Source organism: Streptococcus sp. 2154, from assembly GCF_013277255.1.
Lineage (GTDB): Bacteria > Bacillota > Bacilli > Lactobacillales > Streptococcaceae > Streptococcus > Streptococcus pseudopneumoniae.
This window is the reverse complement of the sequence record NZ_VMMK01000019.1, coordinates 1-6,021: the sequence shown is the minus strand read 5'-3', so window position 1 is coordinate 6,021 and position 6,021 is coordinate 1. Positions and strand designations below refer to the sequence as shown.

The 6,021-nt window shown below is 42.9% G+C and carries 6 protein-coding genes; 4 read left to right on the top strand and 2 right to left on the bottom strand.

All coding sequences use genetic code 11. The annotated features are described in order from the left end of the window. Positions 1-372 precede the first annotated feature (372 nt). Together HT693_RS02595 and dtd are read left to right on the top strand one after the other, a co-directional pair. Positions 373-2,595: a bifunctional (p)ppGpp synthetase/guanosine-3',5'-bis(diphosphate) 3'-pyrophosphohydrolase gene (locus HT693_RS02595; RefSeq protein WP_001123816.1), complete on the top strand. Its 2,223-nt coding sequence runs from the start codon at positions 373-375 to the stop codon at positions 2,593-2,595. Between the two features lie 29 nt (positions 2,596-2,624). Continuing rightward, positions 2,625-3,068: a D-aminoacyl-tRNA deacylase gene (gene dtd / locus HT693_RS02590; RefSeq protein ID WP_101514639.1), complete on the top strand. Its 444-nt coding sequence runs from the start codon at positions 2,625-2,627 to the stop codon at positions 3,066-3,068. Between the two features lie 31 nt (positions 3,069-3,099). Here the strand turns inward: dtd and HT693_RS02585 are convergent, their stop codons facing one another. Then, on the bottom strand, positions 3,100-3,519 hold the full coding sequence (locus tag HT693_RS02585) for a hypothetical protein (RefSeq protein ID WP_101514638.1): 420 nt from the start codon (positions 3,517-3,519) through the stop codon (positions 3,100-3,102). Between the two features lie 164 nt (positions 3,520-3,683). After that, positions 3,684-4,334, bottom strand: coding sequence for a metal-dependent transcriptional regulator (locus HT693_RS02580; RefSeq protein ID WP_101514637.1), 651 nt, complete (start codon positions 4,332-4,334; stop codon positions 3,684-3,686). A gap of 111 nt (positions 4,335-4,445) precedes the next feature. Between HT693_RS02580 and HT693_RS02575 the strand changes: the two genes are divergently transcribed. Further along, the gene (locus HT693_RS02575; RefSeq protein ID WP_165778288.1) at positions 4,446-5,288 is read left to right on the top strand and encodes a metallophosphoesterase family protein; all 843 of its coding nucleotides are present in this window, start codon (positions 4,446-4,448) and stop codon (positions 5,286-5,288) included. Positions 5,289-5,363: 75 nt separating this feature from the next. Continuing rightward, a complete protein-coding gene (locus HT693_RS02570; protein ID WP_001166796.1) occupies positions 5,364-5,801 on the top strand; it encodes an Rrf2 family transcriptional regulator in 438 nt (145 codons plus the stop codon). Positions 5,802-6,021 lie beyond the last annotated feature (220 nt).

Sequence of the window (6,021 nt, the reverse complement as noted above, 5' to 3'; positions counted from 1 at the left end):
TCTATTTACAACCTCAAAGCGGTGCTTTGAGCAACCTGCGGCTAGTTTCCTAGTTTGCTCCTTGATTTTTATTGAGTATTAATTCCAAAATCCAGTCAAGGTACCGGTGTATGTGACACGAGTTCCACTGTTTATCTTTCGTATCTTCAGGGAAATTGGGGAAGTCAAAAAGTCTTTGGGTTACAATATGGTTTCCGTTCTTCTATCTCTCCTTCTATCACCTAAGTTTAAAATCTAACTTCGTAGTATATTATGGACCAATAATTCAGAATTATCAAGCAATTCTGAATTATTTTTTTCTTATTCTGTTCCAATCTAGTTTTCATATTCTTAAAAAAGTGATAAAATGGTAGGAAGAATTGGAGAGTAGAGATGCCAAAAGAAGTGAATTTAACAGGCGAAGAAGTTGTCGCTTTAACCAAAAAATATTTAACGGAAGAGGATGTCCATTTTGTCCATAAGGCCTTGGTCTATGCGGTGGATTGTCATAGTGGTCAATACCGCAAATCAGGCGAGCCTTATATCATTCACCCTATTCAAGTGGCAGGTATTCTAGCCAAACTCAAGCTGGATGCTGTAACGGTAGCTTGTGGTTTCTTGCATGATGTGGTGGAAGATACAGATGCGACCTTGGACGATTTGGAAAGAGAGTTTGGTCCCGATGTGCGCGTGATTGTTGACGGAGTCACCAAGCTTGGCAAGGTCGAGTACAAGTCTCACGAAGAGCAGTTGGCTGAAAATCATCGCAAGATGCTCATGGCCATGTCTGAGGACATCCGCGTTATCTTGGTCAAACTGTCTGACCGCTTGCACAATATGCGAACCCTGAAACATCTTCGAAAAGACAAGCAGGAGCGCATTTCCAAAGAAACTATGGAAATCTATGCCCCACTTGCTCACCGTTTGGGGATTTCCAGTGTCAAATGGGAATTGGAAGACCTGTCTTTCCGTTATCTCAACCCGACAGAGTTTTACAAGATTACCAATATGATGAAGGAAAAGCGCAGAGAGCGTGAAGCCTTGGTGGATGAGGTAGTCACAAAATTAGAGGAGTATACGATAGATCGTCACTTGAAAGGGAAGATTTATGGTCGTCCCAAGCATATTTACTCAATTTTCCGCAAAATGCAGGACAAGAGAAAACGGTTTGAGGAAATCTATGACCTGATTGCCATTCGTTGTATTTTGGATACCCAAAGTGATGTTTATGCCATGCTTGGTTATGTGCATGAACTTTGGAAACCCATGCCTGGTCGCTTTAAGGACTACATCGCTAACCGCAAGGCAAATGGTTACCAGTCTATCCATACGACTGTCTATGGGCCAAAAGGACCGATTGAATTCCAAATTCGGACCAAGGCCATGCACGAGGTGGCTGAGTACGGGGTTGCGGCTCACTGGGCTTATAAGAAAGGCGTTAAGGGGCAGGTTAACAGTAAGGAGTCTGCTATTGGGATGAACTGGATCAAGGAGATGATGGAGCTTCAAGATCAGGCTGATGATGCCAAGGAATTTGTGGACTCTGTTAAGGAAAACTATCTGGCTGAGGAGATTTACGTCTTTACACCAGATGGAGCTGTCCGTTCTCTTCCAAAAGATTCAGGACCTATTGACTTTGCTTATGAAATCCATACTAAAGTCGGTGAAAAAGCGACTGGTGCCAAGGTCAACGGCCGTATGGTTCCACTGACAACCAAGCTCAAAACAGGGGATCAGGTTGAAATTGTCACCAACCCCAACTCCTTTGGACCTAGCCGCGACTGGCTCAATATGGTCAAGACCAGCAAGGCGCGCAACAAGATTCGTCAGTTTTTTAAAAACCAAGATAAGGAATTATCTGTTAATAAGGGTCGTGAAATGTTGATGACCCAGTTCCAAGAAAATGGCTATGTGGCCAATAAATTTATGGACAAGCGTCATATGGACCAAGTCCTGCAAAAGACCAGCTACAAGACAGAAGACTCCCTCTTTGCGGCCATTGGTTTTGGGGAAATCGGTGCTATTACTGTCTTTAATCGTCTGACTGAAAAGGAACGTCGTGAAGAAGAACGTGCCAAGGCCAAGGCTGAGGCAGAAGAACTTGTCAAAGGTGGCGAGGTCAAGGTTGAAAATAAAGAAACCCTCAAGGTCAAGCATGAAGGTGGTGTGGTCATTGAAGGTGCTTCTGGTCTCCTAGTGCGGATTGCCAAGTGTTGTAACCCCGTGCCTGGTGATGATATTGTCGGCTACATTACCAAGGGTCGTGGTGTGGCTATTCACCGTGTGGACTGTATGAACCTGCGCGCCCAAGAAAACTACGAGCAACGTCTCCTTGATGTGGAGTGGGAAGGTCAGTACTCTAGCTCAAATAAAGAGTATATGGCTCATATTGATATTTATGGCCTCAACCGTACAGGATTGTTGAACGATGTACTGCAAGTTCTCTCAAACACAACCAAGAATATTTCAACAGTCAATGCCCAACCAACCAAGGATATGAAATTTGCCAATATCCATGTGTCCTTTGGCATTACCAACCTCTCGACGCTGACTACGGTTGTGGACAAGATTAAGAGTGTGCCAGAAGTTTACTCTGTCAAACGAACCAACGGTTAATTGTCTGAGTTCTTACTAGAAAGGCTATTATGAAAATCATTATCCAACGTGTTAAAAAAGCCCAAGTCAGTATCGAAGGTCAGGTTCAGGGAAAAATCAATCAGGGGCTCTTATTGCTGGTTGGTGTTGGACCAGAGGACCAAGAGGAAGATTTGGACTATGCTGTGAGAAAACTGGTCAATATGCGGATTTTTTCAGACGCAGAAGGCAAGATGAACCTGTCTGTCAAAGATATTGAAGGAGAAATCCTCTCTATTTCTCAGTTTACCCTCTTTGCGGATACCAAGAAAGGCAATCGTCCAGCCTTTACAGAAGCAGCCAAACCTGATATGGCATCAGACTTCTATGATGTTTTCAACCAAAAACTAGCGCAAGAAGTGCCTGTTCATACAGGTATCTTTGGAGCGGATATGCAGGTTGAGCTGGTCAATGATGGGCCAGTTACCATTATCCTAGATACTAAAAATAGATAAGAAAGATCAAGCCCAGCCGGCTTGGTTTTTCTCATCTATCATAAAATACTCCAAAAGAAATCGGTGCTTGATAGGCTTGGGGAAAGTCTTGTTTCAGGATTTGGCAGGTGCGATAGGAAGGGATGAGATGTCCTAGGATGAGGAGAGTCCCCTGAAGGAAAAGTGGGGTACCACTTAAACATATCAAGGAGAGAATCATCAGGATATCCCATAGAAGGATTTGTAAGGCAAAGCGCCAGAATCTCGGTCTAATCTGGGAATAGAGTTGACTAAAGTGGTCACAAAGCTGGTTAGAAAGATAGGTCAACAGCACAGGGTGAAAGAAAATGAGCCAACCACTGTAAATCAAAATCCAATCCCAAGTAAGCACCTCTTTAAAAGCCAAAATGCCCAGCATGATTCCATCAATGACAAGGAGCTCAATGGTTTTGATGAAGATGATTTTTTTCATGATAAGACCTCCTTTTTTCCTCTGTTAGTGACGTAATAGTTTATATAATTATTATACAATATTTAGTCGGAACATGAAAGCGTTTGCTATTATTTTTGATATAAAAAATAGATAAGAAAACCCTGAAAATCAAACTTTCAGGGTTGGTTGGGATACTTGAGAAATTAGTCGATTTTCTCGACGTAGAGTTGTTTGGCAATGTCCATACCTACTTGTAAATCCTCTTCTTTACTGAGGATAGTGAAGGTATTGCTGAAGCCATCAAACTGCTTGACTTGGAGCGAATCACCGATGTGAAGTGAGTGCTTGTCCAGATAACTGAGAATGTCAAAGCTATCGTGCACCCGAGTCAGGCGGTAGGCGCCAGCTTCCTTGATGTCAGCTAGTGGCAGGTTATTGATTTCAACCAGGAGTTCTCCCTTGGCAGGAATAGTTCCTCCGTGGGGGCAGGTTTTAGGGAAACCTAGCAGTTTATCTAGTCTTTCCACGAACAGGTCAGAGACAGTGTGTTCCAAGACCTCAGCTTCCTCGTGAATCTGGTCACTTGTATAGTCTAAATGATGAACTAGAAAAACTTCAATCAAGCGGTGCTTACGATAGAGCTCAGAGACCAGTTTGAGGCCGAGGTCAGTCAGTAGATAGCCACATTCCTTGTCCTTTAGGATGAGGTTTTCACTCTTCATCCGTTTGATCATTTCAGTTACGGCAGGGGGAGAGACTTGCATGCGGGCAGCAATTTCCTTGTTGGTGATTTTATACAGGTCTATGCCAATTTCATAAATACATTTTAGATAATCTTCTTTATTTGGGGTCATTCGTTTCCTCTTGTCTAATATCTTTATCTAGTATATCAAAAAAAGCTAGATTTCTCTAGCTGTGACTTTTTATGTTATACTTATTGCAAGAGAAAAAACGAGGAGATGGATATGACGAAAATAGCTCTTCTTTCAGATATTCATGGAAATACCACCGCCTTGGAGGCTGTTTTGGCAGATGCTCGGCAGCTAGGAGTGGATGAATACTGGCTTTTGGGAGACATTCTCATGCCAGGGACAGGGCGTAGAAGGATTTTGGACTTGTTGGCTCAACTACCGATTACAGCTAGAGTTTTGGGAAACTGGGAAGACAGTCTTTGGCATGGTGTCCGCAAGGAATTGGATAGTACTCGTCCCAGTCAACGCTATCTCTTGCGCCAGTGCCAATATGTTTTAGAGGAAATTTCCCTAGAAGAAATCGAATTGCTCCACAATCAACCACTCCAGATTCATCGTCAGTTTGGTGATTTGACGGTGGGAATTAGTCACCATTTGCCTGATAAGAACTGGGGGCGAGAGTTGATTCATACTGGAGCGCAAGAGGATTTTGACCGCTTGGTGACCAATCCGCCTTGTGATATTGCTGTTTATGGTCATATTCACCAGCAGTTGCTTCGTTACGGGACTGGTGGGCAATTGATTGTCAATCCAGGTTCGATTGGCCAGCCTTTCTTTCTAGATGCTCAGTTGCGGAAGGACTTGCGAGCCCAGTATATGATTTTGGAGTTTGATGACAAGGGTTTGGTAGATATGGACTTCCGACGGGTAGACTACGATGTGGCAGCTGAATTGCAGCTGGCTAAAGATCTTAAACTTCCCTATTTTGAGGTTTACTATGAAAGTCTGGTCAATGGTATCCACCATACTCATCATCAGGAATTTCTGAGAGAATTGGCCCAGAAAGAGGGCTATGATAGGGAATTAGATGTCTGGTTGAAAAGTGGTAATAATTGACATTACAACTAAAAAGGGTATAATAAAAGAAAAAGAAGAGTAGAGGCAGGGGAGCCTCGTAAAAAGGAGAAGAGGATGCAAATTCCAAGTAGATTTACCATTGCGACTCATATGCTGATAATCATTGCCCTCAAGGGGAAGGAAAGCAAGGTGACCAGTGATTTTTTAGCTGCTAGTGTCGGGGTCAATCCTGTCATTATCAGAAAAACCTTGTCCCAGTTGAAGAAGGCAGAGCTGATTTCAGTCGCGCGTGGAACAGGGGGAACAGAGATTGTCAAGGATCTCAAGGACATTAGTCTATTAGATGTTTATCAAGCGGTTGAGTGTCTTGGTAAGACAGGTCAACTCTTCAGTTTCCATGACAATCCGAATCCAAATTGTCCAGTTGGAGCCCATATTCATGATGTTTTGGATCAAAAATTGGAGAGAATCCAGCTGGCCATGGAGGCAGAGCTTGGTCAGACTAGTTTAGAGCAAGTTGTGGCTGATGCAGAGAGTCAGATGAAGGAGTGAATTCTTCTTTAAAATAAAAAAGCTTATGAGAAGGTTTTTATACTCAATGAAAATCAAAAAGCAAACTAGGAAGCTAGCCGCAGATTGCTCAAAGCACCGCTTTGAGGTTGTAGATAAGACTGACGTGGTTTGAAGAGATTTTGGTTGAGTATCAGTAAAATATAAGATGACTTTCTGTATGGTTTCTTGATGTAGTAGTAAAGATGTTAGAGAGTCATAT

What these genes read in the sequence shown, in the direction of transcription:
- HT693_RS02580 (WP_101514637.1), bottom strand. Translation starts at nt 4,334, where the DNA reads ATGACCCCAAATAAAGAAGATTATCTAAAATGTATTTATGAAATTGGC.
- dtd (WP_101514639.1), top strand. Translation starts at nt 2,625, where the DNA reads ATGAAAATCATTATCCAACGTGTTAAAAAAGCCCAAGTCAGTATCGAA.
- HT693_RS02575 (WP_165778288.1), top strand. Translation starts at nt 4,446, where the DNA reads ATGACGAAAATAGCTCTTCTTTCAGATATTCATGGAAATACCACCGCC.
- HT693_RS02570 (WP_001166796.1), top strand. Translation starts at nt 5,364, where the DNA reads ATGCAAATTCCAAGTAGATTTACCATTGCGACTCATATGCTGATAATC.
- HT693_RS02585 (WP_101514638.1), bottom strand. Translation starts at nt 3,519, where the DNA reads ATGAAAAAAATCATCTTCATCAAAACCATTGAGCTCCTTGTCATTGAT.
- HT693_RS02595 (WP_001123816.1), top strand. Translation starts at nt 373, where the DNA reads ATGCCAAAAGAAGTGAATTTAACAGGCGAAGAAGTTGTCGCTTTAACC.